Below are 26,064 nucleotides of genomic sequence, written 5' to 3' on the forward strand. Positions count from 1 at the left end.
CACGTAGTCTGAGAGGACGCCCGTGATTCCGGGCCTGAGACCGTAGACGAAAGTCTACGAGTGTCTCGCCATTCGGTACTTCATCGCCTTCACGACGCCGACATATCCTGAAGGCTCCCCAGATAAAGCGTCCCCAGCGCTGCGATCGCGGGCGCGATCTTTCTGGCTTCTTAGACTCCCGCGCCCGCGGTCGCGAATCTGTCTCCGGGCCTCAGCCGCCCACCGCTCTCATGAAGTGCCCGTCCGTCGAGATCCCGGATGCCGCCACTGTGAAGCGCACCACCTCGCTGAGGTAGCGGTCTTCCGATGCCTCGAAGATGCGCCCCTTCGCGTCCCTGGACGTCCGAGTCAGCCGCAGTATGGGCGTCCCGCGGGGCACGCGCAGGAGCGCCGAGTCCTGATCGTCGGCGGCCACGGCATCGATCACGTGCTGCAGCGTGACGATCGGATGCCCGACCGACGCGAGGTACTCGGTGATCGACACCTCGTCGAGGTCCACCTCGAACAGCCGGCGCCCGACGTCCTCGGTGTACGCGAGGCGCTCCAGCATCGTCGGCCGACCGTCGAGAAGCCGTAGCCGGACCACGCTCACGATCGTGTCGTCGCGTCCCACGCCCAGGGCCGAGGCGAGGTCTCCCGCGCGACGCAGGCTCAGCTCCTGCGTCTGCGCGCCTGGCGCGACGCCGAGGTCCCGCGCCCAGCGGGTGAAGGGAACCGAGACGTCCACGGCCTGGTTCGCCTTGCGCGCCACCACGCGCGCGGGGCGGCCGCGGCCCGTCTCGATCAGCCCTTCGGCGCGGAGGGCCGCCAGGGCGTTGCGGATCGGGCCGCGTGACGTGCGCCAGCGGTCCGCGAGCTCCGCTTCGGTCGGCACGTCGTCCCCGGGGCGGAGCGTCCCGTCGGCGATCCGTGTGCGGAGGTCGTCGGCGATCTGGGTGTACACAGCTTCGGCCACATAGGTACATTACTTCGTTCGACGCCATCGCACAGCGGGCGTTGCATGCCTGTTCACCCAGGCGAATGCCGGGTGAACGCCGCCTGAACTCTTCCGAGATAGGTATACATCTCGGCCGCGCAGCTGGGAGAGTCGTCCCTGGATCACTCCTCCCACTCTGAAAGGTCCTCATGAAGCTCCGCGCTCTCCCTGCCCTCGCCGGCGCTGCGATCCTCGCGTTCGGCCTCGCCGCCTGCTCCGGATCGGCCGATGCCACCGACGCCCCCGGCGACGCACAGTCAGCCGGCGGATTCGCCGTCGACGAGAACACGCTCGTCTTCGGCGTCGTCCCCGACTCGGTGGACACCGAGACGAACTACCAGCCGCTCATGGACTACATCGCCGAGGTCACCGGAAAGACCGTCGAGTACCACGAGTCCACCGACTACGCCGCGCTCATCGAGGCCGCCGTCGCCGGCAAGGTCGACGTCGCCTCGTTCTCGGGGTTCACCTACGTCACCGCGACCAACAACGGCGCAAAGCTCACCCCGATCTCCTCCATCGTCACCGAGGAGGGCCAGGAGCCCGGCTACTACTCGCAGGCGATCGTGCCGGCGGACAGCGACATCTCCAGCCTCGAGGACTTCGCGGGCAAGAAGGTGTGCTTCGTGGATCCCTCCTCCACCTCCGGCTACCTCTTCCCGTCGTACAACCTCATGGAGGCGGGCGTCGACCCGAAGACCGACATCACCCCCGTGTTCGCGGGCAAGCACGATGTCAGCGTGCAGAAGGTCGGCGAGGGCGTCGAGTGCGAGGCCGGGTTCGCCGAGGACTCCGAGGTCGAGAAGTCAGACAAGGTGAAGGTCATCGCCGAGACCATGGTCCCGGGCGCTCCGCTCGTCTACTCCTCGTCCCTGCCGGACGAGGTGGCGACGCAGCTCGTCGACGCCCTCGGCGAGGTCACCATTGACGACATCATCGCGGCGGGCATCGACGGCGCGGACTCGGACGCGTTCCGCAGCGTGTTCTTCGCTACCAAGCCGGTGGACGACGCGTACTACGACCTCATCCGCGACATCTGCGCCGAGACCGCAGCCGAGCAGTGCCAGGGCTGACGCCCCGCGCCTGACGACAGGAGAAGCCATGACCGCGGCATCCGACACCCTCATCCGCCTCGCCGGCGTCACGAAGACCTTCGGCAGCACCACCGCCCTCAAGGACGTCACGCTCGAGGTGGCCCAGGGAGAGATCGTCGTGCTGCTCGGGCTCTCCGGTTCCGGCAAGTCCACGCTGCTGCGGCATCTCGACGGCCTGGAGCTGCCCAGCTCCGGGTCCGTCGAGGTGCTCGGCGCGTCCGTTCCCTCGATGAAGGGGCGGGCGCTGCGACAGCTCCGCAGCAGCGTGGGCTTCATCTTCCAGCAGTTCGAGCTCGTACCCTCGCTGACCGTGCTGGAGAACGTGCTGACCGGGTCGCTCTCGCGGATGCGTGGGCCGCGGCTCGGGCTGTGGAGCTACCCCCGCGCTGCCAAGCTGACCGCGCTGGAGCACCTCGACCGTGTCGGCCTCCTCGACCGCGCCTACCAGCGCAGCGACACCCTGTCCGGTGGCCAGCAGCAGCGCGTGGCCATCGCCAGGGCGCTGATGCAGAAGCCGGCGATCCTCCTGGCCGACGAGCCCGTCGCCTCCCTCGACCCGGAGTCGAGCGAGCAGGTGATGGCCCTGATCCGCGAGATCGCCGCCGACGAAGGCCTGACCGTCGTGTGCAGCCTGCACCAGGTCGACCTCGCGATCAGCTGGGCCGACCGGATCGTCGGGCTCCGGCACGGCGAGGTCGTCCTGGACACACCGACGGACGGACTCACCAAGGCCGAGGTGATGGAGATCTACGGCCGCGTCGCGACGACCACGGCGGAGATCCGCGCCGTGCAGGTGGAACTCGTCGACGCCGCGACCACGGTGGGGGCGTCATGACGACGGTGGGGGCCTCGACGCGGGGCGCTTCGACAGGCTCAGCGACCCAGGGAGGGGGGCCAGCGAACCAGGGCGCTTCGACAGGCTCAGCGAACCAGGGAGGGGGCTCAGCGAACCAGGGCGCTTCGACGGGCTCAGCGACCCACGGAGGGGGCTCAGCGACCCAGGGAGGGGCCTCAGCGACAGGGGGTGGCGGGAGCGTCGCGGAGCGGGCGCCGAAGCGGCCGCTCTCAGCGGAGCGCATCGCGGCGGGGCTCACGCTCGTCGTCCTCGTCGTGCTCGGCATCGTCGCGCTGCGGGACGTGGGCATCTCGATCCCCGCGATGGTGCAGAGCTGGGGCAACGCCGAGAACTTCCTCGCCCGGGTCGGTGGACTCTCCTTCCCCGCGCCGGCCGACCTCGCCGGGCTCATCGCCCTGACCGTCGGCCTCGTGCTCGTCGGCACGCTGCTGGCGGCCGTGCTCTCCGTGCCGATCGCCTACCTCGCCGCTGCGAACACCACCCCGGGCGCCGGTTGGCGCGCGGCGGCTCGCTTCCTCGGCGTCCTCACCCGTGCCCTTCCAGACGTCGTGCTGGCCATGGCCTTCGTGCTGATGTTCTCGCTCGGCACGCTGCCCGGCATCCTCGCGATCGGCATCCACTCGATCGGCATGATCTCCAAGATGTTCGCGGACGCCATCGAGCAGATCGACGAGGGGCCGCGTCTCGCGATCCGCGCCTCCGGCGGCTCGAAACTCCAGGAGTTCACGGCGGGCATCCTCCCGCAGGTGCTGCCGAGCTGGGTGGCCACGGTGCTGCACCGCAACGACATCAATCTGCGCGGGAGCGTCGTGCTCGGCTACGTGGGCGTCGCCGGCCTCGGTCTCGAGATGTCCTATGCGTTCAAGGCGCTGAACTACGGCAAGGGTCTCGGGATCGCGCTCGTGATCTTCGTGCTGTGCATCGTGATGGAGATCATCTCGAGCACGGTGCGGGGTGCGATGCTCGGTGAACAGAAGCACACCCGGTCCTGGATGGACCGGATCGTGCACCCGCGCCTGCGTCGGCGGCCGCACGCGCCCGCCGAGGGCCGCCCGGCGTGGGCGGCGAGCCCGGAGACCGCGGTGCGTCGTCCGTGGACCGCGCAACGCGTGCGCCACACCGCGGCCGGTGTCGTCGCGATCCTCGTCGTGGTCGGCAGCGTGGTCGTGAGCCAGATCACCTGGTCGGACCTGTTCACCTTCTGGGCGAAGCTGCCCGACGTCGCCGCCCGGTTCTGGCCCCCGTCGTTCGGCAGCTACGACACGGTCGCGATGCTGGAGGCCATGCGGGAGACCGTCGCCATCGCGCTCGCCGCGACCGTCCTCACGCTCCTGCCCTCGCTGCTGCTCGGTTCGTTCGCCGCGCGCAACGTGGCCCCGCATGCCGCAGGGCGCGGCACCGCCCGTCTGCTGCTCGTCGGCATCCGCGGCATCCCCGAGCTGATCCTCGCCATCGTCCTCGTCGTCATCACGGGTCTCGGCGCGCAGGCCGGCGTCATCGCGCTCGCGATCGGCGGCATCGGTCTGCTCGGCAAGCTCATCGCCGACTCCTTCGAGGAGGTCGACCGCGGGCCCGAGCGCGCGCTGCGGGCGGTGGGCGCCACACGGATGCAGACGTACACGTCGGCCACGCTGACCCAGGGCACCCGAGCCCTCATCGGGCACAGCTTCTACATGCTCGACACCAACATCCGTGCCGCCACGATCCTCGGCATCGTCGGCGGCGGCGGGGTCGGCTACTACCTGCTGAACGCCAGCCAGGGCTCGCGCTACGAGACCGTGACCGCGATCGTGCTGATGATCCTCGTCACCGTGCTCGCGGTGGAGGGGCTCGCGATGTGGATGAGGAAGGTGTTCCGATGACCGGGGCGAAGCAGAATCCGGACCTCGTCGTGGTGGGGGCCGGCATCGTCGGTCTCGGCGCCGCCTTCGCCGCCGTGCGCCGCGGGCTCCGGGTCGTCGTCGTCGAGCGCAGCGCCGCCCCGACCGGCGCCACGATCCGCAACTTCGGGCACCTCTGCATCGGCGCACAGGGCGGAGAGGCACGGCGATACGCGGATGCGTCCCGTGAGCTCTGGATGCAGCTCGCCCGGGACGCGGGGTTCTGGCTCCGCGAGTCGGGCACGCTCGTGGCCGCCCGCCACGAGGACGAGCTCGCCGTGCTCTCCGCGGCGGCGCGGGACGGCGGCATCCGGATGCTGGAGGCCGCCGAGCTCCTGCGCCGTGCGCCGCTGCGCCGGGACGGGCTCGTCGGCGGTGCCCTCATCGAGGTCGACCTGCAGACGGACCCGCGCGCGGCGGCGACCGCGATCGTGCGCCACCTGACGGCACAGGGCGTCGAGTTTCGCTTCCGCACCGCGGCGACGGCCCTCGGCGCGGGACGGGTGGAGACCACGCGCGGGGCGATCGACACCGGGGCGGTGGTCGTGGCCGTCAACCACGACATCGATCAGCTCCTGCCCGAGGTCGCGGAACGTCACGGGGTGGTGCGCTGTGCGCTGGACATGATGCGGGCGGCCGTCTCCTTCCCTCGTCCGCTGACCGCACCCCTGCTGACCGGCTGGTCCCTCATCCGGTACGGGAGGTTCGCCGAAGGACCGCAGGCCCGGGTCCTCCGTGAGCGCCTGCACGCCGAGCGCCCCGACCTCGCGGCCCTCGACCTCAACCAGATGTACACGCAGCTGCCCGACGGCACGCTCATCCTCGGCGACTCGCACGTCACCGACGCCGCCCCCTCGCCGTTCCAGCCGGAGGCCGCCTTCACCGCGTTCCTCGACGAGGCCGAGGCCCTGTTCGACGGCGCGGCGCCGAGGGTCATCGAGCGGTGGCAGGGCGTGTATGCGAAGGCCCCCGGCGAGTTCCTCGTCGACCGCGGAGACGACGGCGCCCTCGTGCTCGCCGCGACCACCGGCATCGGCATGACCTGCGGACTCGGGCTCGCCGACCTGCACCTCACCACCGCCCTCGGCGGCACCCCTGCTCTGGAAGGAACACCATGACCACTCCGATCGAACTCGTCGTCCTCGACATGGCCGGCACCACCGTCGTGGACGACGGCGTGGTGGAGCAGGCGTTCCAACGCGCCGCCGAGCGCACAGGCGTCGCCGCGCGGCTGCCCTGGGAGGACGCCCTCGGCTACGTCCGGGAGACGATGGGGCAGTCCAAGTTCGACGTCTTCCTCCATCTCGCCGGCGGTGACGCGGTGGCGGCGCGGCAGGCCACGGCGGCGTTCGAGACCGCGTACGCCGAGATCGTCGCCGAGGACGGCGTCGCGGAGATCCCTGGAGCGGCAGACGCGATCCAGGGCCTGAAGGACGCCGGACTCACCGTCGCCCTGACCACCGGGTTCGCGCCGGTCACGCGGCAGGCGATCATCGACGGCCTCGGATGGGGTGGGCTCGTCGACCTCGCGCTCTCCCCGGTCGATGCCGGCCGCGGACGCCCCGCACCGGACCTCGTCCTCACGGCCCTTCTGCGCACGGGAGCATCCGCGGTGCAGGCGGTGGCCGTCGCCGGCGACACCGCGAGCGACGTCGAGTCCGGCCGTCGTGCGGGGGCGGGCTTCGTCGCGGGGGTCCTCACCGGAGCCCACGATCGCGCGGCGCTGAGCGGAGCGGGGGCCGACGCCGTGCTGTCCGACGTCACGGCTCTGCGTGGGGCTCTGGCCCAGCGCGGCCTCCTTCCTGCCGTCGTCTCCGTCTGAGGGCCTGTCATGGGAACGGTGCTGATCCGCCCACCCGGCCACCGGAGGGACGTCGCGCTGCGCCCCGCTGCCACCGCGATGGTCTGGATCGGCGAAGGCCACCCGCACGAGACCATCGCCGTCCCCGGGGTCGCGCTCGGTGATCGGGACGTGCTCGTCGCCGTGGAGATGTCGACGATCTGCGGATCGGACGTGCACACCGTGCAGGGCCGCCGGTCCGCGCCCGCGCCCCTCGTCCTCGGGCACGAGAGCGTCGGTCGGGTCATCGCGCTGGGCGACGACGGTGCGGAGGCGGTGGACGGGACCCCGCTGCGGATCGGCGACCGCGTGGTGTGGTCGGTCACGGTGTCGTGCGGCACCTGCGATCGCTGCCGGCGCGGCCTCACGCAGAAGTGCCGGGACCTCGGCAAGTACGGTCACGACCGCGTCGGGACTCACGGCGACCTGACCGGAGCCTTCGCCAGCCATGTGCAGCTGCGGGCCGGCACCGCGATCGCGCGCGTACCGGAGGCGCTGCCGGCCGCGGTGCTGGCTCCGGCCGGCTGCGCGACGGCGACGGCATGGGCCGCCGTGGCGAGGGCCGCCCGCGACATCGATCTCGACGGTGCCGCGGTGCGCATCCACGGTGCAGGACTGGTGGGGATCAGTGCCGCGGCGATCGCGGCCGAGCACGGGGCCGTGGTCGAGGTGCGCGATCCGGACGACGATCGCCGTGGCTTCGCCGCCCGCTTCGGGGCCACCGCGCTCGGCCGTGACCCGGACGTGGTCATCGAAGCCTCCGGGCACGCCGTAGGGGAGGCGCTCGCCGGCGTCGCCGTCGGCGGCACGGTCGTCCTCGTCGGGAGCGTGTTCCCGGCGGCGCCCGTCCCGCTGGACGCGGAGGATCTCGTCCGCCGTCTCGTCACGGTGACCGGCGTTCACAACTACGGCGCCGACGACCTCGCGGCAGCGGCGTCGTTCCTCGCGGGGCGCGGGCGCGCCTATCCGTTCGCCGAGGCCGTGGGCGCCGTGCGACCGCTGCTCGACATCGACGCCGCTCTCACGGAGGCTGCGGCGCCGGGAGCCCCGCTGCGGGTGGGGCTGGTGCCGGGCCGCTGAGCCCTCAGTCGGAACCGGTGCGCCGGGGCCCCGCGGGATGGAGTCCTTCGGCGTGGAAGGCGAGCAGCCGCACCGCGGCGTCGACGCTCGCCGACAGGATCTCGTCCGGGTCACCGGTCAGGGCCAGCCTCCGGTGCCCGGCGTCGTCGGCCGTCGCCCAGCCGAGGTACACCGTGCCCGCGGGATGACCGCCCTCCGGACCGGGCCCGCCCACGCCGGTCGTCGAGACGCAGATGTCGGCGTCGAAGAGCTCCCGTGCGCCCCGGGCGAGCTGCTCGGCGCAGGCGGCGGACGTCGGGTCCGTCCCCGGGGTGAGCCCCAGCACTCTCTCCTTCACCTCCGTGAAGTACGCGACGATGCCGCCGGCGAACCACCCCGACGCCCCTTCGCCCGCACCGATCGTGTTCGCGAGGCGTCCGGAGGTGAGCGACTCCGCCACACTCACGCGCAGACCTCGGCTGCGGGCGAGCTCGCCGAGATGCTCGAGGTCGGGGGTCTCGTTCGGTGCGGTCATCGGGGCGCTCCTCTCGTCGGTTTCCCTACGCTACGGACCCTGCAGCGCCCTGACGCAGGGGATTGACAACGACGCACGCGTCAAGCCCCTGGAGGGCCGTGGTCCAGCGCACCATCGTCGAGGAAGGTCACACCGACGAAGGAGGCGGACATGGCGGAGGATGCGCGGGACACCGCGGGAATGCGGGCGGTCTTCTGGATCTGGGCGGGGATCATCGGCGTCGGGCTCGCCGTGATGATCGGCCTGCCGCTGGGAGGGCGATGACATGCGCTCGCGGATCAAGGACCACGCCCTCAGCCTCTTCTTCCTCGCCCTCTTCGTGCTGGCTCTGGCCGGGCAGGCCATCGCCGGCTACCTCCGGAACGACGACGAGCTCCTCGACCACGGGCAGCCGACGATCGGCTTCGGAGACTTCCTCTGGTCGTCCGACTTCGCGGTCGACGTCGCCGAGAACTGGCAGTCGGAGTTCCTGCAGTTCTTCCTCTTCATCGCCGCGACGATCTGGTTCGTGCAGAAGGGCTCCCCGGAGTCGAAGAAGCCCGGCGACGAGGGACCGGGCAGCGACGCGGATCAGCTCGTCGGCGCGCACGCCCGCCCGGACTCTCCGCGGTGGGCCCGGGCGGGCGGGTGGCGAGCGGCGGTGTTCGGCAACTCGCTGCTGCTCGTGATGGGGGCGGTTTTCGTGCTGTCCTGGTTCGCGCAGTCGCTCGCCGGGACAGTGGTCATGAACGAGGAGAACGCGATGCACGGCCTCGCCGCGATCACCTGGGGCGACTACGTGACCAGCTCCGACTTCTGGGACCGCACGCTGCAGAACTGGCAGTCCGAGTTCCTCGCGGTGGGGACGATGGTCGCGTTCGCGATCTACCTGCGACAGCGGGGGTCAGCGGAGTCGAAGCCCGTCGGCACCCCGCATCATCAGTCGGCCTTGGAGTCCGACTGAGACCGCTCGTCGTTGACGTCGGCCTGCGACAGCCGCTCGTCATCGGCGTCGTAGCCCGCACGCGCCTCCTGCAGCGGCTGGTCGGAGTACTCGCCGCCCTGGCGTCCGCCGAACGGACGGCCGTGGTCGGCGAACTCGTCGCGGGCGAAGACCAGCTCCCACGGGCCCACCGTGAAGCGCGATCCCGTACGCAGCGTCTCCGTGCGGTCGCCGGGGTGGGTCGCGTCGGCATCGGGGTTGGAGTTCATCTCGCCGTCGGCGTGCAGGGTCACCACGTACTCGTCGCGGTCGTCGTGCACGACCGTCGCGTGCACCGGCTCGGTGTCGGCGAGGCGCAACTCGTTCCCGGCGGCCGATCCGATGCGGACCTCCTCCATGTCGAGCGCGAACTCGGTGCGCTCGTCGTCGCGCCGCACGCGCAGTCGCGGGTTGCCCGCGCCGCGCTCGGCGTGGGTGGTGCCGGGCGTGTAGCCCTCGTCGGGACGGTCGTCGATGTGGCGGTCAGTCATGGCGGTGCCCTCCTCGGGTGTCGATGATTCGAGGCTAATCGCCGCGCGGATCGCGCGCAGGGCCTTGACTTCGACGCGCGCATCGCCCTCCGGGGCTGATTTGCTGTGCGCCCCGCCCGAGGGCTTACCCTCTACCCATAGGCCGATCCCGGCAGTGTCCGCCGGGCTGAGGACCACCCGACCGAGGAGCATCACCCGATGGGCAAGTTCATCTACGAAGGCAGCGTGAAGACCGAGATCGAGGATCGGGCGCTCACGCACCTGCAGCTCGTCATCACGGCCAAGCTGCGTCGCGGCGAGCCGTTCCCGTTCAGCTGGCGCGAGGACGCCAGCGTCGGCGGCGGCCGGACCACCGTCTGGATCCAGCCGGGCAGCTCTCTCGTCTTCAAGTACTTCGGCAGCCGCCAGCCCGCGGTCAACCGGGCCTGGGTCGAAGCGCTCGCCTTCACCGCGAACTCCCCCAGCGGGCTCTACCTCGTCCCCGAGCCCGCCGAGGGCGCCGAGCCCCCGCACGGCGACGTCCCCTCGGCCGGCTGACACCCGCTTTCGCGGAGACCGCCCCGGGCTGTCAACCCCCTGCCGTCCCTCCTCCGGAGCCACGAGGCTCGATCACGACCTGATCGACAGCCCCATGACAGGAGGAGCGGACATGACCGACACCACCAGCGACGGCGGCCTCACCGACCCCCGACACGCCCACCACGAGGACGGCTTCCCGGCGCAGAGCCAGGATCAGCCCGGCCTCACCGAGAAGACGACCCCGGAGCCGGACCACGGCGAGCAGTCCTACGTCGGCCACGGCCGGCTCGAGGGACGGCGCGCTCTCATCACCGGTGGTGATTCCGGTATCGGACGGGCGGTCGCGATCGCCTTCGCCCGCGAGGGCGCCGACGTGGCCATCGTGCACATGCCGGAGGAGCAGGAGGACGCCGAGGAGACGCTCGCGCTCGTCCGTGATGCCGGTCGCACCGGCGTCAGCATCCCCGGCGACGTCCGCGAGGAGTCCTTCGCCACCGAAGCCGTCCACCGCGCGCGGCGCGAGCTCGGGGGCCTCGACGTACTCGTGCTCAACGCGGCCTACCAGCACGACATCGACGGCTTCGAGAACCTCGACACCGAGAAGATGCGCCGCGTGTTCGACACGAACCTCGCCGGCCTCGTCTTCTCGGCCCGGGCTGCGTTCCCCGACCTCGAGCCGGGATCCAGCATCATCGTGACCTCGTCGGTGCAGTCGGCGCAGCCGTCGCCGGGACTCATCGACTACGCCATGACGAAGGCGGCGCAGGTCGCGTTCGTCAAGGCGCTCGCGGAGGAGGCCGGGCCGCGCGGCGTGCGCGTCAACGCCGTCGCGCCGGGGCCGATCTGGACGCCGCTGATCCCCGCGACCGGGTGGGGGCCGGAGCGCCTGGAGACGTTCGGTCAGGACACCCCGCTCGGACGTGCGGGGCAGCCTGCGGAACTCGCCGGTGCGTACGTGTACCTCGCCTCGGCGGAGTCGTCGTACGTATCCGGCGCGGTGCTCGCGGTGACGGGTGGCAAGCCGCTCTGATCCGCGCGAGGACGGCGCAGGCGGCGGGGAGGCAGGGCCCCGCCGCCTAAGCTTGTCTGGTGCAGAGACCCGCGGCATCCGGACCCCTCGTGGGCGTCGCGCTGGTCATCGGATCCTGCCTCTCGCTGCCGTTCGGCGCCGCGGTGGCCGCACAGCTCTTCCCCGTGCTCGGGCCGTGGGGCGTGACGTCGCTCCGCGTCGCGATCGCCGCGCTGCTGCTGGTCGTCATCGTGCGCCCGCGGCCCCGCGCCTGGACCCGGTCGCAGTGGCTCGCCGCCGTGCTGTTCGGGGTGTCCCTGGCCGCGATGAACGGGTTCTTCTACGCGGCCATCGACCGCATCCCCCTGGGGCCCGCCGTGGCCATCGAGTTCCTCGGTCCGCTCGTGCTCGCCGCCGTGCTGACCCGCCGTCTCGCCGACGCAGTCTGGGTGGGGGTGGCCCTGCTGGGCATGGCGCTGCTCGGGGTCGACGGCCTCGTCGGCGCCGAACCCCTCGATCCGCTGGGCGTCGTCTTCATCCTCATCGCGGCCGGATTCTGGGTCATGTACATCCGGATGAGCGCGCGTGTCGGCGCCCTCATCCCCGGCAGCAGCGGTCTCGCGATGGGACTCGTCGTCGCGGCGGTGCTCCTCATCCCCGTGGGCGTGCCCGCGGCGGCGACGGTGGCGCTGGATCCGCAGCTCCTCCTGCTCGCGGCGGTCACCGCGGTGCTGTCGTCCGTGATCCCCTACAGCTTCGAGCTCGCGGCGCTCCGCCGGCTCCCGCAGCGGGTGTTCGGCGTGCTGCTGAGCCTGGAGCCCGCGTTCGCGACCCTCGCCGGGTGGCTCATCCTCGGACAGGACGCCACGCCGCTGCGGCTGCTCGCGGTAGCGCTCGTGATCGCCGCGAGCGTGGGGACGACGCTGGGCGTACGCCGCGACCGGAGGGGCGACGGCCCCGCGGGACCGTTCACCGCGCCGATCCCGCTTCCCGACTGACGCCTCTCCGGTCGGGCGGCTCTCACGCCCGGACGGCCACCGGCTGCGGCAGCGGGTACCGGTGGCGCAGGATCACCCGCTGCACGAGGGTCCACACCACGGTGACCGTGAGGTAGAGCGCGGCGGCCAGGGGGACGAAGGCCGCGAAGACCGCGGTGAGGTAGTGCAGCGCCGCCATCATCCGGAGCATGCCGGGGGAGCTGAGCGGAGAGTCGTCGCCCTCGACGGGGGCCGGTCGGAACACCCGCCGGGTGACCTCGGCGACGGCGATCATCACGGCCAGCAGCACGCCGAAGACCGCGAACGTCGCCGGGGTCGCGGTGCCGCCGAACAGGGCCGACACCAGGCTCGTGCCGAGCGGGGCGCCGAAGAGGTCGTGGGTGAGCAGCTCGTTCGGGTGTCCGGCGATCTCCGGTCGCAGGAACAGCGTGTAGAGCAGGCCGACGACCGGTGCCTGCGCCAGCACGGGCAGCATCCCGGCGAAGGGCGAGGTGTTCTCGGCGCGGTAGAGCGCCATCATCTCCTGCTGCAGGCGCTCCGGGTTCTTCCGGTGGCGCTGCTGCAGCGCGCGCAGCTTCGGGGCGAGGCGGGCCCTGGTCTGCTCGGCTCGGGCCTGGGAGATGCCGACGGGGATGAGGAGGGCGCGCACGAGGAGGGTCACCAGGACCACGGCGAGGGCGGCGGCGGAGGGGCCGGCGAGGGGTTCGAGAAGGGTGGAGAGGCCGTTCAGGGCACCGTAGGCGGCGTCCAGGAGCGCGGCGAGGGGAGGGAAGGCGAAGATGTCCACGGGAAGGTCCGTTCGATGAGGTCGGGAGGGGTCGGCGAAGGCCGCGCGGTCCCGGTCGGACGGACTACGCGGCGGTCGCGACTCCCGGCGCTCGCGGACGAGGGTGTCCTGCGGCATCCGGATCGCTCTGAGGCAGGGGCGTTCCGACATCGATCGCCCGCAGCGGGTGCGGGGCATCGGCGGAGGCCTGGTGGCGCACGCTCAGCACGAGCGCGAGCGTGAGGACCGTGACGGCGAGCAGCGCGATCGCGAGGCCGAGCGCGGCGGCATCCGGCACCGTCACGAGGCCGATCGCGGCCGCGACGAAGCCGAGCATCTGCCCGAACCACTCGCTCATGCCGCGAGCTTACCCCGTTCGAATCGCCTGAATTGCTGTATCCGGGCCGCCGATAGAGCCATTCAGGCGATTCGAAGGGCGTACGGTCGGGGTATGGCGACAGAACTTCTGGGAGTCGAGCATCCGATCGTGCTGGGACCGTTCGGGGGGAGCTCGTCGGTGGCGCTGACGGCTGCGGTGAGCGCGGCCGGCGGGCTGGGGTCGTACGGGCTGTACGGCTACGACGGCGACCGGATCCGCGCCGTCGGAGCCGAACTGCACCGCGCCATCGACCGTCCGTTCGCCCTGAACATCTGGCTGCCCCTGGGGGATGAGGTCGCGCCGAACCCGCAGCACGCGGTCTTCGCCCAGGCGCTGGAGCCGTTCTACGAGGCCGTCGGGGTTCCGGTGCCGGCCCGGCCCGAGCGCTACGTCCCCGAGCTCGACGAGCAGCTCGACGCGATCTGGGAGGTCGCCCCGGCCGTGCTGAGCGTGGTGTTCGGGGCGCCGTCCGCCGCTCTCGTCGCCGAAGCCCGTGACCGCGGCATCCGCGTCGTGGGCACCGCCACCACCGTCGCGGAAGCCGTCGCGCTCGCCGAGGCAGGAGTCGATGCGGTCGTCGCCTCGGGAGCCGAGGCGGCCGGGCACCGGGTGTCGTTCCTCCGCCCCGCGGCCGAGTCGCTCGTGGGAACCGTCGCGCTCGTGCCGCAGGTCGTGGACGCGGTCGACGTGCCCGTCATCGCCGCCGGCGGAATCGCGGACCGCCGCGGGGTCGCTGCGGCGTTCGCCCTCGGTGCCTCCGGCGTGCAGGTGGGGACGGCGTTCCTCGCGACCGCCGAGTCCGCCGCGACGGCAGCGCACCGCGACGCCATCCGGACCACCGCCGCCGACGAGACCGTGCTGACCAGGGCGATGAGCGGACGCCTCGCCCGCGGAGCCCGCAACCGCGCGGTGCGGGCGATCGAGGCGAGCGGCACGATCGCCCCGTTCCCGATGCAGAACTGGCTCACCGGACGCTTCCGCACGGCGGCAGGGGAGCAGAATCTCGGCGAGCTGCAGTCGCTGTGGATGGGGCAGGCCGCCCCGCTCGCGCGCGAAACCACCGCTGCCGAGGTCTTCGCGGAGCTGGCAGCCGGAGTCCCCGGCCGGTGAGGAACGCCAGGTTCCTGGCTAGAATGGTGTCATGTCCACGCAGAACGTCTTGGAGGCGCGCAACAACCTCTCGCGCCTGATCGCCGAGTCCCAGGCGGGTGAGGACGTGGTCATCACGAAGCGGGGCACTCCGGTCGCCCGTCTGGTGCCCATCGGGCCGGTCGACGTGGTGCGGAGCGGCCGCCTCCTCGTCGAGTGGATCGAACAGCATCCGCTTCCGCCGCGGCTCGCACGGACCGCCGAGGAACTGGACGCCCAGGTCGTCGAGAGCCGGGACGCCTGGGAATGATCTACCTCGACTCGTGCATCCTCATCTACGCCGTCGAGGACCGCGGTCCGAGGGGCGATGCCGTGCGTCAGGCGCTCCGCGACGTCGATGAAAAGGTGGCGTCGAGTCCGCTGGCGCTCCACGAATGCCTCGTGCTCTCCGCGCGCGAGCGCAATCCGGAGCTCCGCGACCGGTACCTGGCTCTCTTCGAGCGGATGGAGATCGTCGCGCTCGATACGGCCGCGTTCGTCCGATCGGCCGAACTCCGGGCCGACTTCGGCCTGAAGACCCCGGACGCGCTGCACCTCGCCGCCGCCCAGCTGTCGGGGTGCATGGAGCTGTGGACGAACGACAAGCGCCTCGCCGCCGCGTCGCACGGGCTGGCCGTGGACATCCTCGACCGTGGCTGAGCGGCGGAGCGCTACAGGATGACGGTCGAGCGGCCGTGCACGATCACGCGGTCCTCGGCATGCCACTGCACGGCACGGGCGAGCACCAGACGCTCGACGTCGGCGCCCCGGCTCTGCAGCTCGGCCGCGGACTCGGAGTGCGTGACCCGCGTGACGTCCTGCTCGATGATCGGTCCCTCGTCGAGGTCGGCCGTGGCGTAGTGCGCCGTGGCGCCGATCAGCTTCACGCCGCGCTCCTTCGCCCTGGCGTAGGGGTTCGCGCCGATGAACGCGGGCAGGAACGAGTGGTGGATGTTGATGACCGGGGCTTCGAGGCGCGTGATGAAGTCGTCGCTGAGGATCTGCATGTACCGGGCGAGCACGACGAGGTCGACGTTGCCGCGGAGCAGGTCGAGCTGACGCTCCTCCATCGCCTGCTTGTCCGTCGACGGGATGTGCACGAACGGCACTCCGAAGGAGCGGACGGCCTCGGCGAGGTCGGGGTGGTTCGAGACGACCATGGTGATGTCGATGTCGAGCTGCCCGCGCTGCGTGCGCCACAGCAGCTCCATCAGGCAGTGGTCGTACTTCGACACGAAGATCGCCACGCGCTTGCGGCGGGCGACATCGTGCAGCGACCACTCCATGCCGAAGCGCTCGGCGACCGTCGCGATGTCGGCCTCCAGCGCGGGGCGCGCGGCGGCCAGCCCGTCGAGGTGGATGACCGTGCGCTGGAAGAACCGCCCGCCCTCGGAGTCGGTCGAGTGCTGGTCGAGCGAGATGATGTTGGCCCCGTGCTGGGCGAGCACGCCGGCCACCGCGGCGACGATGCCGGGCTGGTCGTCGCAGGCGATCAGCAGGCGGGCGGTATCGGGCTGGGTCATGGCTGCTCCTCGGGGTGTGCATCGATTCTGCCGTGCCGCGCGGGTGGGGAGCGAATCGCCCACGGCGTCGCTACCCTGAGACCGTGGATGCGAGCGACGTCGGACTGGTGCTGATCCCGCTGCTGGCGGTGGCCGCACCGCTTCTGGCTCGCGGCGTCCGCCCGCTCGTCCGGGTGCCGATCGTCGTGTTCGAGCTCGTCCTCGGGATCCTCGTCGGCCCCGCCGTGCTCGGCTGGGTCGAACCGGGCCCCCTCCTGGAGAAGCTCAGCGACTTCGGCCTGGCGGTGCTGTTCTTCGTCGCCGGCTCGGAGATCGACTTCCGCCAGGTGGCCGGGAAGCCCCTGGCCCGGGCGTCGCTGGGCTGGCTGCTCAGCGTGCTGCTGGGCATCGGGCTCGGGTTCTTCTTCGCCCCTGGTGAGGGCATGGTCGTCATCGGGATCGCGCTGAGCTCGACCGCTCTCGGCACGCTGATGCCGATCCTGCGCGATGCGAAGGAGCTGGACACCCCGTTCGGCCGTGCCATCAGCACGATCGGCGCCGTGGGGGAGTTCCTGCCGCTGATCGCGATCTCGATCTTCCTCAGCACCCGGACGACGCCCCTGGCCACGGCGGTGCTGCTGACCTTCGTCGTGCTGGCGGGACTCGCCGTCCTCGTCGCGCACCGGGTGCCGCACGGGCGCCTGCACGGCATCGTGCGCGCGACCCTCCACACCTCCGACCAGTTCGGGGTGCGCTTCGTGATCCTCCTCATCGCGGCCCTCGTCGGCCTCAGCGTGATGCTCGACCTGGACATGCTCCTCGGCGCCTTCGTCGCGGGGGCCATCTGGCGCATCATCATGGCGCGGGCGCCCGAGAAGGATGCGGCGGAGGTCGAGAGCAAGATCGAGGGTCTGGCGTTCGGCTTCCTCGTCCCGGTGTTCTTCCTCTACACGGGGGTGACGTTCGACCTGCAGGCGCTGCTGACGTCTCCCTCGGCGATGTCCCTGGTGCCGGTGTTCCTGCTGGCGCTCCTGGTGATCCGCGGGTCGGCCGCCCAGCTGTCCGCCCCGGCGGGCGCGAGCGGACGCGACCGCGCCGCGCTCGGCCTGCTCGCAGCCACCGGACTGCCGATCATCGTCGCCGTCACAGCGATCGGCGTGGATCAGGACATGCTCGACTCCGGGACCGCGGCCGCGCTGGTCGGGGCGGGCATGCTGTCGGTGCTCCTGTACCCGCTGATCGGGATGACGCTGCGGGGCGATCGTGCCCAGGTCGCCGGCCCGCGCCTCGCCGACCAGACCACGCTGGGGGAGCTATGACCACCGCTTCCGCCCTGCTGACCCAGGCCGTGCAGGATCTCGCCGGCGCACCCCGCGAGGGCCTCGGCGAGGAGAAGGACTCGCGCTGGCGCGGGCGGCGGATCGTCCGTGTCGGCGAGGCCTGGCACCTCGGCGTCATCCTGCTCACCGACACGCATGCCCTGGCGACGGCGGAGGTGCTCCGCGCGGCGGACCCGGGGCGTCGGGGATACACCGCCGAGTCCGCGCGGGCACGGGCGGAGCGTCGCGCGCTGGCCCTCCGCGGCGGCTTCCACGAGGGGGATGTCGTGCACGTCGGCTGGAGCGTGATCGACGTCGACACGGTCGACGCGGGAGGCTCCTCCGGTCCGCTCGCGCTCATCGACGGCGTGCCGTCGGTGCGCTGGAGTCAGGCAGGCGGGTTCATGCCGCTGGAGGCTTACCTGCGTGAGCGCGTCCCGCTGCTCCGCGGTGATGCCCCGACCTGATCTCAGCCGAACATCTCGGCGAAGCGGCGGAGCAGGGCGGCGCCCTCGGTGACCGAGGCCGCGAGGACCTCCTGCTGCACCGCGTCGAACTGCGCCGGGTCGAAGTATCCGGTCGTGCGGTAGAACGTCATGCGGTCGGCGAAGTCGCGCGGTGTCGGCTCGGGATGGAACTGGGCGGCGTACAGGTGGGTGCCCACCCGGTAGGCCTGCACGGGGCAGGTCGCGTTGGTGGCGAGCAGCACGGCCCCCGGCGGAGTCGTCGCGGCGCTCTCCTTGTGCGCGGTGAAGACGGTGAGCGCGGGGCCGGACGGGCCGAACACGGGATCGACGGCGCCCTCCGGTGTCGTATCGATGACCGTCGCGCTCGCCGCCTCCGGCATGGTCGTCACGACCTCGCCGCCGAGGAGCCGGGTGAGCACCCCGATGCTGAAGCAGGTGAAGAACGCGGCGATCCGCTGTTCCCGTGCGGCGCGGGCGAGCGTCTCCAGATCGGCCTCCACGCGCCGCTGCACCGGGGTCTTCTCGACGTCGGTGACGTTGAAGGGAGAACCGCCGATGACAACCCCGCGGTACCGGTCGAGGTGGGCTTCGGTCAGCGGCTCGTGCAGCAGATCGAGACGATCGACCACGTCGACTCCGAGCGCCCGCCGGAACGAGGCGTGCTCGGCATCCGCCGCCCCGGTCTCGGGTCGCACGCAGACGTAGAGAAGCGAGGCCATCAGGCGATTCTAACGAGGGGGAGGGTCCGGTCCTGACGGCTCAGCGGGACGAGTTCGCGGTGCGTCCTCGGACGATCCCGACGAACGTCTCGACGTCGGGCGTGGTCCGGTCGCGCGGCCAGGCGAGGGCGACCGTCGAGACCGGGCCGTCGGCGAAAACCCGGTAGTCGGCGTCCTTCCGGTGGTGCAGTCGGGCCAGCGACATCGGCACGAGGACGATGCCGACACCCGTCGCCGCCGTGGCGATCGCGTCGGCGGTCGACAGGGGGCCGCCGCGTGGGGGGATGGTGTCCGGCACCTCCACCGGCCCGAGCACGTCGTCGGACAGGGAGTGCAGCACCTCGCCGTCGAGGTCGGCGGTCGTCAGCTCGTCCGCCGCGAGCAGGTGCGAATCGGTCGAGGCCACGACGACCGGGACCTCGTCGTACAGCGGGATGACGTGCAGGGCGTCGTCGTCCAGCGGGAGGCGCACGAGGGCGGCGTCGAGATCGTCGAGCGCCTCTCGCTGCCCGGAGACCTCGATCGGGACGAGTTCGAGGGCCACGTGGGGCAGGCGCCGCTTCCACGTGTCGATCCACGTGCCCGGCGTCGCTCCGGGCACGGCACCGAGGCGGAACGTCCGCGGCTCCTCGGGTGCGGCTGCCGGAGCGTCGAACACGACCTTCTCGGTGCGGGGTGCGCGGCGCGGGGCCGGCTTCCCCTGGCGTGAGCCGCCGCCCGCGGCACGGCCCCGGTGGGCGGGTGAGCCCTTGCCGGAGCCCTTCGCGGGTCGTCGTCCCTGGTGCGCCATGGGATCCAGGCTACTCGGCGTCCTCCGAGTCCTCGGCGGGGGAGTTCCGCTGGGTCCGCCGGACCAGTCCGGCGACACCGCCGACGAGGAACAGGGCCCCCGCCGTGAGGAGCACGATCGTGAGCAGGGTGGCGGGAGTCATCGTCCCCACGCCGTCGGCCAGCGCGGCGCGGCGCTCCGCATCGGTGAGGAACCACAGCGAGGCCGTGATCCGAGGGACGCGACCGACCACGACGCGGTTCCTCGCCCTGAGCGTCTCCGATGCGGCGGCCGACGTCGTGCGGGTGATCCGGGCCGGGGCGCGCGGCTACATCACCAAGGGCTCTTCGGGCCGCGAGGTGAGCGACGCCGTGCGCGCCGTCGCCGAAGGGGACGCGGTGTTCTCGCCGCGGCTCGCGGGGTTCGTGCTCGACGCGTTCGGCGCCGTGGCCGGCGAGACCGCCACCGCGACGGACGAGCTCGACCGCCTCTCGTCGCGCGAGCAGGAGGTGATGCGACTGATCGCCCGCGGCTACGCCTACAAGGAGGTCGCCGCCGCGCTGTTCATCTCCATCAAGACCGTGGAGACCCACGTCTCATCGGTGCTGCGCAAGCTGCAGCTCTCCTCCCGCCACGAGCTCACCGCGTGGGCCTCGGAGCGGCGACTGCTCTGAGAGCGGTCAGGCCGCCAGCCAGAGACCCTTCTGATCGGTGGCGACGGTGAGGCCCGCCGCGACCGTCTCGTCGTCGCCGATGCGGGCGCCTCGTACGATGCGGGCCCCGGCGCCGATGTCGGTGCGGACGCCGACGTGCGCGTGATCGCCGACCGCCGCGCCCTGGCCGACGTGCGCGTGGGCGTCGATGTACGCGCCCTCGCCGATCACGGCGTCCTCGTCCACCCACGCACCGCGGGCGACGATGGCCCCCGCTCCGACGCGTGCTCCCGGTTCGATGTAGGCTCCCGCCTCGATGTGCGCCTTCGGATGCACCTTGGCGCCATGCGCGACGAGACCGCGACCGTTGGCGTGCTTGCGGTACCGCAGCGTCGCTCCGTGGTCGTTCTCAATGTCGACGTAGTTCTTGCCCACGATTCCTCCCGTGCTCCGGAGTTCTCCGGATATATCAACAACCACGGGAGGGGGAGATTCATTCCCGCGGATGGATACGGCTCAACGCTGACATCGAGGGCACCAGAACGTGATCCGCTCGCGGGTCGGATCGGCCCCCAGCTCCCCGCGGCGGATGAGCGTTCCGCAGCGTCGGCAGGGGCGTCCAGCGCGTCCGTAGACCCACGTCGCCTGGCCCGGACGATCGATGCCGGTGAAGGTGCGGTTGCGGCGGTCGCGGTTCGCGCGGATGGTCCGCACGCCCAGGTCGAGGAGGGCGGCGACGTCGACTTCGGGGGTCGGGGTGGTGGGTAGGATTCCGCGGAGGAACAGGAGTTCTGCCGCGTACTCGTTGCCGAAGCCCGCGACGTTGCGTTGATCGAGCAGGGCGACGTGGATGACCCGGGTGTCGGCGCCGAGTCGGCGCGCGGCCTCGATCGGGTCCCAGTCGGCGGCGAGGGGGTCGGGGCCGAGGTAGCCGACGAGGTCGTCTTCATCGCGGGTGGGGACGACCTCGACTTCGGCGATGTCCACGCCCACGGCCTCGCGTTCGGCCGTGCCGACGATCGCCCGCACCTTGAACGCGGGATGCCGCCACTTCTCGCCGGGCCGGTATACGAACCAGGCGCCGTCCATGCGCAGATGCGAATGCAGCGTGCTCTCGCCGATCCGCAGCAGCAGGTGCTTGCCACGGGGGACGGCGCCCTGCACCCGCTGTCCGGTCAGATCGAGGGTCGCGAAGCGCGGCACGCGGAGGTCGAAGCGCGTGACCTCGCCGCCCGCGAGGGCCTCGTCCAGGCGGCGGGCCGTGCGGAAGACGGTATCGCCTTCAGGCATCAGGCGATCCCGGTCGTGCGGTCGTGCCGTCCCGGCGCCGGTGCGGGGGTGGCGACGGCGAGCGGGGTGCGGGCCTGCATGTCGCGCGCCAGCATCGTGCTTCCCGCGACCGCGGCCGGCATCACGGCGACGGCGCCGCCCGGGATGAGGAAGCAGAGCTGGGTGGCGACCCCGAAGCCGAGCACGCGGGCGCGACTGCCCGAGAACAGTGCGGCGCGGGCGGCCGGGCTGAGATCGCGCGCATCGAAGGCTCGACCGGTCAGCTCCCGCGCGAGCAGGCGGCCCGTGAGGACCACGCCGGACACCGCGCCGAGGACGCCGCCGACACCGGGCAGGAGGCCGATGAGGAGCACGAGGAGGGCGATGAGGATGCCGAGCACGACCAGTCGGAGACCTTCACCGACGGTGATCCAGAAACTGCCGCCGTCGGCGGGAGGCGGGTCGCCGAGGTCCTTCTCCACGGCGTGCCAGATCCGCTGGTAGAACGGGTCGCCGATCGTGAGGGTGAGGGCGCTGAACACCGAACTGGCCAGCGCGAGCGCGGCGGCGACCACCACGAGGCTGACCGCGGTCCGCAGGAACCCGCGCCAGGGCTCGACCCATCCGTCGGCGAAGGGGGTGAGCCAGGCCGACAGCGAGGGCATCGACAGGATCAGCGGCACGAGGACGGCGGCGAGGAGCACGAGCGCGATGATCGCGGGGACGAGCCCGAGCGCCATCAGCCCCGGGCGGGTGCGCCACACGCCGAAGCCGCGGAACAGGGTGCGGACGCCGGCGGCGAACTCTCGGATCATGGCTCCAGGGTAGGGGGGTCAGTAGTGGTAGCGGGCTTGCAGGATGGTCACGTGGCGATCGGTCGCGGTGTACACGAGGCGATGAGCTTCATCGATGCGCCGTGACCACGCGCCGGCGAGAGCATGCTTGAGGGGCTCGGGCTTTCCGATCCCCTGGAAGGGATCGTCGCGGAGGGTGTCGGCGATCAGGAGGTTGATCCGTTTGAGAGTGCGCCGGTCCTCGGTCTGCCAGTGGACGTAGTCCTCCCACCCCTCGGGGGTCCAGACGAGAAGCCGAACGGTCATGCCTCGTCGAGGTCGTGCTCCGAGACGTCGCCGTCGTGGACCGCGGCCAGGGCGCTGAGGAGTCGCCGGGCGTTCGCGGGCGAGCGCAGCAGATAACTCGTCTCCACCAGGGAGTCGTACTCCGCCTTGGACATGAGGACGGCGCTGCCGCGGCGCGACGTGATCTCGACCTCGCTGTGATCCAGGTTGACCCGCTCGATCAGGCCGAACAGATCCCGCCGCGCTTCGCTCGTCGTGATGGCCATGTCGTTCCCTTTCTGGTACGGAATATGGTACCACTCGTTGTCGTGGTGAGTCCGGGTCAGACGGCCTTGCGGAGCGTGAAGCCGCGCGGCGTCTGCACGAAGCCCGCCTCCTGCAGGGCCCGCCCGAGGATCGTGCCGTACACCCCCTCGCCGTTCACCTTCTCGACGGTGAGGGTGTCGAGGCGGCGGTCCCTGGCCGTCGTCGCGAGGTCGGCGGCGGCGGCCTGCAGCACCTCCTCGTCGTCCGTGAAGCACAGCACGGTCCGTCCGCCGCGCTCGAGCGACAGGACGAGGGCGCCGTCGACGAGCACCACGAGCCCGCCGGCCTTGCGCCCCGGGCGGTGCGACACGCCCTCGAGCTTCGGCCACCCGAGCGCCGCGCCGTACGGGTTCGCCGGGTCGGTGGCCGCCAGGGTGACGGCCTTCCGCGGCGGTGGGTCGGCGAGGCCGGCGTACGTGCGGAGGCGGTCGACCGTGGCGGAGGCGGCGAACTGCGCGGCGCCAAGCTTCTCGATCACGTAGCCGCGGCGGCAGTGCCCCGCCTCCTCGAACCCGGCCAGCACGCGGTACGCCTGGGCGAATCCGCCGGGGACGCCCTCCGACTGCACGGCTCCGCGGGTGACCACCCCGTAGCGGTCGAGGAGCAGTCCGGCGGTGACGGTCGCGCGCCGCGCCGGATCGGTCTCGACCTCGGGGAGCAGCGACCAGCGACCGCCGATGGAGGTCGGGCGCGGAGCGGTGCGCGTGAGCGACATGCCGCGATAGGTGCGCGCACGCGGGGCGCGGCGCTTGACCTTGTGGGCCTGGGAGCCCCCGGTCAGCAGCGAGCGGATCGGCGCGAAGGTGTCGTTGGTGACGTGCCCGGACCACGTCAGCGACCACAGGGCCTCCAGCACCGACTGCTCGTTCTCGGCGCCGGTCATTTCCTTGAGCTGCGCGGCGAAGTAGGCGCCGCCCGCCGCGAGGGCCGCGAGGAGGCGCGCCTCCAGCGACTCCGCGGCGATCTCCGCGTCAGGATCGGGCAGGGTGAACGGGGCGAGATCGGCCGGGTGCAGCGAGACCCACCCGTCGCGCCCGGGGAGCGTGCCGTGTCCCGACCAGATCACCTCGCCCGCGGCCGTGAGCTCGTCGAGCAGTGCCGGGGTGTAGTCGCGCACCCGCGACGGCAGGACGAGCGACTCCCAGGCGCTGGCGGGGATGGGGACGCCGGCGAACTGCTCGATCACCGTGAGCACGCCGTCGATGCCCTCCAGGGGCCGGCCGAGGTGCTGCCAGTCCTGAAGGAACCGCGCATAGGCCTCCGGGGAGACCGGCTCGACGGACCCGCGGATCGCCGCGAGCGACCGCATGCGCAGCCGCCGCAGCACCTCGGTGTCGCACCACTCGATGTCGTCGCCGCTGCCGGCCGCGGTGGGGAGGAAGTACCCGCTCGTGAGGCGGCCGTTCGTCTCCAGACGTTGCAGGGTGTGCCGGGCGACCGCGGTGCCGAGACCGAAGCGCTCGGCGACGGACGCGGTGGTGAACGGGCCGTGGGTGCGGGCGTGACGGGCCACGAGGTCGCCGAGGGGATCCGCCAGGGGCTCGAGGAAGGCCACGGGGATGCCGGTCGGCAGGGCCGCTCCGAGCGCGTCGCGCAGGCGCCCGGCGTCCTCGATCGCGGCGACCCTGGCCACCCCGGCGATCGTGACGGGGATGGCCCGCCGCGCGGTCACGAGGTCGTCGAGCAGCGTCGCCGCGGTCGCTCCGCCGGTGGACTCCGGATCGAGGCGTGCCGCCACCTCGTCGGTGTCGAGCGGTCCGAGCAGCCGGAGCAGGTCGGCGACGCCCTCCAGGCCGCGCGCCCGACGCTCCGCGTCGAGGCGCTGGGCCTCGCGCTCGAACTGCGCGATGACGTCGGGGTCGAGGAGCTCGCGCAGCTCGACCGTGCCCAGCAGCTCGCCCAGCAGTGCCGGATCGACGGACAGGGCGGCCGCTCGGCGCTCGGCCAGCGGCGAGTCGCCCTCGTACATGAACGCGCCGACGTAGCCGAAGAGGAGGTCGCGCGCGAAGGGCGACGGCTGTCCTGGCTGGGTCTCGACGAGGCGGATGCGGCGGTCGGCGATGCTCGTCGCGAGCTTCCGCAGCGAGGGCAGGTCGTAGACGTCCTGCAGCACCTCGCGCAGGGTCTCCAGGATCACGGGGAAGGTGGGATGCCGGCGGGCGACCTCGAGGAGCTGGGCCGAGCGCTGGCGCTGCTGCCAGAGCGGCGTGCGGCGGTTGGGGTTCGTGCGGGGCATGAGCAGCGCCCGCGCGGCGCACTCGCGGAACCGCGAGGCGAACAGCGCCGAGCCGCCGACCTCCTGCGTGACGAGCTGCTCCAGCTCGTCCGGATCGAACACGAAGAGCTCCGCACCGGGCGGCTCCGACTCGGCGTCGGGGATGCGGACGATGATGCCGTCGTCGCTCGCCACCGCGGAGCCCTCGACCCCGAGACGCTCCCGCACGCGCGCATTGATCGCGAGCGCCCAGGGCGCATGCACCTTCATGCCGTACGGGGAATGCAGGATGACGCGCCAGTCGCCGACCTCGTCGTGTCCGCGCTCCACGGTGAGCGTACGGTCCGTCGGCAGGGTGCCCGTGGCCTCCCGCTGCTCGGAGAGATGCGCGAGGAGGTTGGCGCGCGCCTGCTCGTCGAGTCCGGCCGCGATGAGCCGCTGCTCCGCCTTCTCCGGCTTCGCGGCGGACACCTCGCGGGAGAACGCCCCGAGCGCCTCGCCCAGCTCGAACGGGCGGCCGATGCCGTCGCCGTGCCAGAACGGCACCTTGCCGGGCTGGCCGTAGGCGGGGATGACGTTGACGCGGTCGTGGGTGATCTCGGCGATGCGCCAGCTCGTGGTGCCCAGGGTGAAGACGTCGCCGACGCGGGACTCGTAGACCATCTCCTCGTCGAGCTCGCCCACTCGGGCACCCGTGGACTCGCCGGCCACGAAGACGCCGAACAGGCCACGGTCGGGGATGGTGCCGCCGCTGGTGACCGCGATCCGCTGTGCCCCCGGGCGGCCCGTGAGCGTGCCGGCGTCGCGATCCCAGACGAGGCGCGGGCGCAGCTCGGCGAACTCGTCGGAGGGGAAGCGGCCGGCCAGCAGGTCGAGCGTGGCCTCGTACGCGGAGCGGGGGAGCGACTGGAACGGGGCGGAACGCCGGACGGTCTCGAACCACTCCTCGACGCTGATCGCTCCGAGGGCGCTGGCCGCGACGGTCTGCTGGGCGAGGATGTCGAGCGGGTTCCGCGGCACCTGGATGGCCTCGATCTTCCCCGCGAGCATCCGCTCCGTCACGATCGCGGTGTGCAGCACGTCCCCGCGGTGCTTGGGGAACAGAGCCGCGCGGCTGATCTCGCCGACCTGGTGCCCGGCCCGTCCCACGCGCTGGAGCCCGGAGGCCGCGGACGGCGGTGCCTCGACCTGGATCACGAGGTCGACGGCGCCCATGTCGATGCCGAGCTCCAGGCTGCTCGTGGCGACCACACAGCGGAGCACCCCCGACTTCAG

The 26,064-nt window shown here is 71.9% G+C and carries 30 protein-coding genes and 1 pseudogene; 16 read left to right on the forward strand and 15 right to left on the reverse strand.

Translation table 11 applies throughout. The annotated features are described in order from the left end of the window. Nucleotides 1-211: 211 nt before the first annotated feature. Complete coding sequence (locus CJ226_RS07610; RefSeq protein ID WP_257996566.1) at nt 212-955, reverse strand: GntR family transcriptional regulator; 744 nt, start codon at nt 953-955, stop codon at nt 212-214. A 170-nt stretch (nt 956-1,125) separates the two neighbouring features. On the opposite strand from CJ226_RS07610, the gene phnD reads away from it, so the two are divergent. From phnD to CJ226_RS07640, 6 genes are all read left to right on the forward strand, one after another. Further along, nucleotides 1,126-2,049: a phosphate/phosphite/phosphonate ABC transporter substrate-binding protein gene (gene phnD / locus CJ226_RS07615; protein ID WP_062633010.1), complete on the forward strand. Its 924-nt coding sequence runs from the start codon at nt 1,126-1,128 to the stop codon at nt 2,047-2,049. 28 nt (nt 2,050-2,077) lie between these two features. Next, nucleotides 2,078-2,905, forward strand: a complete 828-nt coding sequence (gene phnC / locus CJ226_RS07620; protein ID WP_062633008.1) for a phosphonate ABC transporter ATP-binding protein — start codon at nt 2,078-2,080, stop codon at nt 2,903-2,905. Between the two features lie 275 nt (nt 2,906-3,180). After that, a complete protein-coding gene (gene phnE / locus CJ226_RS07625) occupies nt 3,181-4,788 on the forward strand; it encodes a phosphonate ABC transporter, permease protein PhnE (protein WP_257996568.1) in 1,608 nt (535 codons plus the stop codon). Then, nucleotides 4,785-5,924, forward strand: coding sequence for a TIGR03364 family FAD-dependent oxidoreductase (locus tag CJ226_RS07630; protein ID WP_102208820.1), 1,140 nt, complete (start codon nt 4,785-4,787; stop codon nt 5,922-5,924). The genes phnE and CJ226_RS07630 overlap by 4 nt, the downstream gene beginning before the upstream one ends. Then, nucleotides 5,921-6,628, forward strand: a complete 708-nt coding sequence (locus CJ226_RS07635) for an HAD family hydrolase (RefSeq protein WP_102208821.1) — start codon at nt 5,921-5,923, stop codon at nt 6,626-6,628. Before CJ226_RS07630 ends, CJ226_RS07635 begins: the two co-directional genes overlap by 4 nt. Nucleotides 6,629-6,637: 9 nt before the next feature. Next, entirely contained in the window at nt 6,638-7,726 is a 1,089-nt protein-coding gene (locus CJ226_RS07640) for an alcohol dehydrogenase catalytic domain-containing protein (protein ID WP_062633003.1), read from the forward strand. Nucleotides 7,727-7,730: 4 nt separating this feature from the next. Here CJ226_RS07640 and CJ226_RS07645 read toward each other — a convergent pair whose 3' ends face one another. Continuing rightward, nucleotides 7,731-8,240: a CinA family protein gene (locus CJ226_RS07645; protein WP_062633002.1), complete on the reverse strand. Its 510-nt coding sequence runs from the start codon at nt 8,238-8,240 to the stop codon at nt 7,731-7,733. 265 nt (nt 8,241-8,505) lie between these two features. On the opposite strand from CJ226_RS07645, the gene CJ226_RS07650 reads away from it, so the two are divergent. After that, a complete protein-coding gene (locus tag CJ226_RS07650; RefSeq protein ID WP_102208822.1) occupies nt 8,506-9,183 on the forward strand; it encodes a DUF6766 family protein in 678 nt (225 codons plus the stop codon). On the opposite strand, the gene CJ226_RS07655 is transcribed toward CJ226_RS07650, so the two are convergent. After that, nucleotides 9,159-9,692: an FHA domain-containing protein gene (locus CJ226_RS07655; protein WP_085606474.1), complete on the reverse strand. Its 534-nt coding sequence runs from the start codon at nt 9,690-9,692 to the stop codon at nt 9,159-9,161. The genes CJ226_RS07650 and CJ226_RS07655 overlap by 25 nt on opposite strands. A 198-nt stretch (nt 9,693-9,890) precedes the next feature. Here CJ226_RS07655 and CJ226_RS07660 point away from each other — a divergent pair, with 198 nt between their 5' ends. The 3 genes from CJ226_RS07660 to CJ226_RS07670 all read left to right on the forward strand — a co-directional run bounded on the left by CJ226_RS07660 (nt 9,891) and on the right by CJ226_RS07670 (nt 12,218). After that, the gene (locus CJ226_RS07660; protein WP_062632996.1) at nt 9,891-10,229 is read left to right on the forward strand and encodes a hypothetical protein; all 339 of its coding nucleotides are present in this window, start codon (nt 9,891-9,893) and stop codon (nt 10,227-10,229) included. Between the two features lie 112 nt (nt 10,230-10,341). Then, complete coding sequence (locus CJ226_RS07665; protein WP_102208823.1) at nt 10,342-11,241, forward strand: SDR family oxidoreductase; 900 nt, start codon at nt 10,342-10,344, stop codon at nt 11,239-11,241. 59 nt (nt 11,242-11,300) lie between these two features. Next, nucleotides 11,301-12,218 carry a DMT family transporter gene (locus tag CJ226_RS07670; RefSeq protein ID WP_062632992.1) on the forward strand — a complete coding sequence of 306 codons (918 nt, stop codon included), beginning with the start codon at nt 11,301-11,303 and terminating at the stop codon, nt 12,216-12,218. Between the two features lie 22 nt (nt 12,219-12,240). On the opposite strand, the gene CJ226_RS07675 is transcribed toward CJ226_RS07670, so the two are convergent. Next, entirely contained in the window at nt 12,241-13,005 is a 765-nt protein-coding gene (locus CJ226_RS07675; protein WP_102208824.1) for a membrane protein insertase YidC, read from the reverse strand. Nucleotides 13,006-13,069: 64 nt separating this feature from the next. Further along, nucleotides 13,070-13,342: a DUF6412 domain-containing protein gene (locus CJ226_RS07680; protein ID WP_062632988.1), complete on the reverse strand. Its 273-nt coding sequence runs from the start codon at nt 13,340-13,342 to the stop codon at nt 13,070-13,072. 93 nt (nt 13,343-13,435) lie between these two features. On the opposite strand from CJ226_RS07680, the gene CJ226_RS07685 reads away from it, so the two are divergent. Genes CJ226_RS07685 through CJ226_RS07695 form a run of 3 tightly spaced genes read left to right on the forward strand, consistent with a single transcriptional unit; the run spans nt 13,436 to nt 15,151 of the window. Then, complete coding sequence (locus CJ226_RS07685) at nt 13,436-14,473, forward strand: nitronate monooxygenase family protein (protein ID WP_102208825.1); 1,038 nt, start codon at nt 13,436-13,438, stop codon at nt 14,471-14,473. 31 nt (nt 14,474-14,504) lie between these two features. Next, entirely contained in the window at nt 14,505-14,762 is a 258-nt protein-coding gene (locus CJ226_RS07690; protein WP_062632984.1) for a type II toxin-antitoxin system Phd/YefM family antitoxin, read from the forward strand. Beyond that, complete coding sequence (locus tag CJ226_RS07695; RefSeq protein WP_102208826.1) at nt 14,759-15,151, forward strand: type II toxin-antitoxin system VapC family toxin; 393 nt, start codon at nt 14,759-14,761, stop codon at nt 15,149-15,151. Before CJ226_RS07690 ends, CJ226_RS07695 begins: the two co-directional genes overlap by 4 nt. An 11-nt stretch (nt 15,152-15,162) precedes the next feature. On the opposite strand, the gene purU is transcribed toward CJ226_RS07695, so the two are convergent. Further along, nucleotides 15,163-16,014 carry a formyltetrahydrofolate deformylase gene (gene purU, locus CJ226_RS07700; protein ID WP_062632982.1) on the reverse strand — a complete coding sequence of 284 codons (852 nt, stop codon included), beginning with the start codon at nt 16,012-16,014 and terminating at the stop codon, nt 15,163-15,165. Between the two features lie 83 nt (nt 16,015-16,097). Between purU and CJ226_RS07705 the strand changes: the two genes are divergently transcribed. After that, nucleotides 16,098-17,312, forward strand: a complete 1,215-nt coding sequence (locus CJ226_RS07705; protein ID WP_062632981.1) for a cation:proton antiporter — start codon at nt 16,098-16,100, stop codon at nt 17,310-17,312. Next, a complete protein-coding gene (locus CJ226_RS07710; RefSeq protein ID WP_102208827.1) occupies nt 17,309-17,779 on the forward strand; it encodes a glutaminase in 471 nt (156 codons plus the stop codon). The genes CJ226_RS07705 and CJ226_RS07710 overlap by 4 nt, the downstream gene beginning before the upstream one ends. Nucleotides 17,780-17,781: 2 nt before the next feature. On the opposite strand, the gene CJ226_RS07715 is transcribed toward CJ226_RS07710, so the two are convergent. Genes CJ226_RS07715 through CJ226_RS18090 form a run of 3 tightly spaced genes read right to left on the reverse strand, consistent with a single transcriptional unit; the run spans nt 17,782 to nt 19,520 of the window. Continuing rightward, on the reverse strand, nt 17,782-18,498 hold the full coding sequence (locus tag CJ226_RS07715) for a GMP synthase (RefSeq protein WP_062632979.1): 717 nt from the start codon (nt 18,496-18,498) through the stop codon (nt 17,782-17,784). A 40-nt stretch (nt 18,499-18,538) separates the two neighbouring features. Continuing rightward, on the reverse strand, nt 18,539-19,288 hold the full coding sequence (locus CJ226_RS07720; RefSeq protein WP_102208828.1) for a substrate-binding domain-containing protein: 750 nt from the start codon (nt 19,286-19,288) through the stop codon (nt 18,539-18,541). 10 nt (nt 19,289-19,298) lie between these two features. Then, nucleotides 19,299-19,520, reverse strand: a complete 222-nt coding sequence (locus CJ226_RS18090) for a hypothetical protein (RefSeq protein ID WP_180964568.1) — start codon at nt 19,518-19,520, stop codon at nt 19,299-19,301. On the opposite strand from CJ226_RS18090, the pseudogene CJ226_RS07725 reads away from it, so the two are divergent. After that, nucleotides 19,516-19,941 (forward strand): annotated as a pseudogene (locus tag CJ226_RS07725) (LuxR C-terminal-related transcriptional regulator); the annotation flags it as partial. The gene CJ226_RS18090 and the pseudogene CJ226_RS07725 sit on opposite strands and share 5 nt — an antisense overlap. 6 nt (nt 19,942-19,947) lie before the next feature. Here CJ226_RS07725 and CJ226_RS07730 read toward each other — a convergent pair. The 6 genes from CJ226_RS07730 to CJ226_RS07755 all read right to left on the reverse strand — a co-directional run. Further along, nucleotides 19,948-20,355: a DapH/DapD/GlmU-related protein gene (locus CJ226_RS07730; protein WP_025102471.1), complete on the reverse strand. Its 408-nt coding sequence runs from the start codon at nt 20,353-20,355 to the stop codon at nt 19,948-19,950. 81 nt (nt 20,356-20,436) lie between these two features. Then, the gene (locus CJ226_RS07735; RefSeq protein WP_102208829.1) at nt 20,437-21,210 is read right to left on the reverse strand and encodes a DNA-formamidopyrimidine glycosylase family protein; all 774 of its coding nucleotides are present in this window, start codon (nt 21,208-21,210) and stop codon (nt 20,437-20,439) included. After that, the gene (locus CJ226_RS07740) at nt 21,210-22,004 is read right to left on the reverse strand and encodes an EI24 domain-containing protein (RefSeq protein ID WP_062632965.1); all 795 of its coding nucleotides are present in this window, start codon (nt 22,002-22,004) and stop codon (nt 21,210-21,212) included. The genes CJ226_RS07735 and CJ226_RS07740 overlap by 1 nt, the downstream gene beginning before the upstream one ends. Nucleotides 22,005-22,022: 18 nt before the next feature. Then, nucleotides 22,023-22,289, reverse strand: coding sequence for a Txe/YoeB family addiction module toxin (locus CJ226_RS07745; RefSeq protein ID WP_062632963.1), 267 nt, complete (start codon nt 22,287-22,289; stop codon nt 22,023-22,025). Then, on the reverse strand, nt 22,286-22,534 hold the full coding sequence (locus CJ226_RS07750; protein ID WP_062632961.1) for a type II toxin-antitoxin system Phd/YefM family antitoxin: 249 nt from the start codon (nt 22,532-22,534) through the stop codon (nt 22,286-22,288). Before CJ226_RS07750 ends, CJ226_RS07745 begins: the two co-directional genes overlap by 4 nt. 56 nt (nt 22,535-22,590) lie before the next feature. Further along, nucleotides 22,591-26,064, reverse strand: a 3,474-nt coding sequence (locus CJ226_RS07755; RefSeq protein ID WP_102208830.1) for a DNA glycosylase AlkZ-like family protein, incomplete at its 5' end; no start/stop codon positions are given.

The organism is Microbacterium sp. UMB0228 (genome assembly GCF_002871415.1).
Taxonomy (GTDB): Bacteria; Actinomycetota; Actinomycetes; order Actinomycetales; family Microbacteriaceae; genus Microbacterium.

Coding starts and splice junctions, on each gene's coding strand:
- phnD (WP_062633010.1), top strand. CDS start 1,126: ATGAAGCTCCGCGCTCTCCCTGCCCTCGCCGGCGCTGCGATCCTCGCG.
- phnC (WP_062633008.1), top strand. CDS start 2,078: ATGACCGCGGCATCCGACACCCTCATCCGCCTCGCCGGCGTCACGAAG.
- CJ226_RS07630 (WP_102208820.1), top strand. CDS start 4,785: ATGACCGGGGCGAAGCAGAATCCGGACCTCGTCGTGGTGGGGGCCGGC.
- CJ226_RS07635 (WP_102208821.1), top strand. CDS start 5,921: ATGACCACTCCGATCGAACTCGTCGTCCTCGACATGGCCGGCACCACC.
- CJ226_RS07640 (WP_062633003.1), top strand. CDS start 6,638: ATGGGAACGGTGCTGATCCGCCCACCCGGCCACCGGAGGGACGTCGCG.
- CJ226_RS07645 (WP_062633002.1), bottom strand. CDS start 8,240: ATGACCGCACCGAACGAGACCCCCGACCTCGAGCATCTCGGCGAGCTC.
- CJ226_RS07650 (WP_102208822.1), top strand. CDS start 8,506: ATGCGCTCGCGGATCAAGGACCACGCCCTCAGCCTCTTCTTCCTCGCC.
- CJ226_RS07655 (WP_085606474.1), bottom strand. CDS start 9,692: ATGACTGACCGCCACATCGACGACCGTCCCGACGAGGGCTACACGCCC.
- CJ226_RS07660 (WP_062632996.1), top strand. CDS start 9,891: ATGGGCAAGTTCATCTACGAAGGCAGCGTGAAGACCGAGATCGAGGAT.
- CJ226_RS07665 (WP_102208823.1), top strand. CDS start 10,342: ATGACCGACACCACCAGCGACGGCGGCCTCACCGACCCCCGACACGCC.
- CJ226_RS07680 (WP_062632988.1), bottom strand. CDS start 13,342: ATGAGCGAGTGGTTCGGGCAGATGCTCGGCTTCGTCGCGGCCGCGATC.
- CJ226_RS07685 (WP_102208825.1), top strand. CDS start 13,436: ATGGCGACAGAACTTCTGGGAGTCGAGCATCCGATCGTGCTGGGACCG.
- CJ226_RS07690 (WP_062632984.1), top strand. CDS start 14,505: ATGTCCACGCAGAACGTCTTGGAGGCGCGCAACAACCTCTCGCGCCTG.
- CJ226_RS07695 (WP_102208826.1), top strand. CDS start 14,759: ATGATCTACCTCGACTCGTGCATCCTCATCTACGCCGTCGAGGACCGC.
- purU (WP_062632982.1), bottom strand. CDS start 16,014: ATGACCCAGCCCGATACCGCCCGCCTGCTGATCGCCTGCGACGACCAG.
- CJ226_RS07710 (WP_102208827.1), top strand. CDS start 17,309: ATGACCACCGCTTCCGCCCTGCTGACCCAGGCCGTGCAGGATCTCGCC.
- CJ226_RS07715 (WP_062632979.1), bottom strand. CDS start 18,498: ATGGCCTCGCTTCTCTACGTCTGCGTGCGACCCGAGACCGGGGCGGCG.
- CJ226_RS07720 (WP_102208828.1), bottom strand. CDS start 19,288: ATGGCGCACCAGGGACGACGACCCGCGAAGGGCTCCGGCAAGGGCTCA.
- CJ226_RS07735 (WP_102208829.1), bottom strand. CDS start 21,210: ATGCCTGAAGGCGATACCGTCTTCCGCACGGCCCGCCGCCTGGACGAG.
- CJ226_RS07740 (WP_062632965.1), bottom strand. CDS start 22,004: ATGATCCGAGAGTTCGCCGCCGGCGTCCGCACCCTGTTCCGCGGCTTC.
- CJ226_RS07745 (WP_062632963.1), bottom strand. CDS start 22,289: ATGACCGTTCGGCTTCTCGTCTGGACCCCCGAGGGGTGGGAGGACTAC.
- CJ226_RS07750 (WP_062632961.1), bottom strand. CDS start 22,534: ATGGCCATCACGACGAGCGAAGCGCGGCGGGATCTGTTCGGCCTGATC.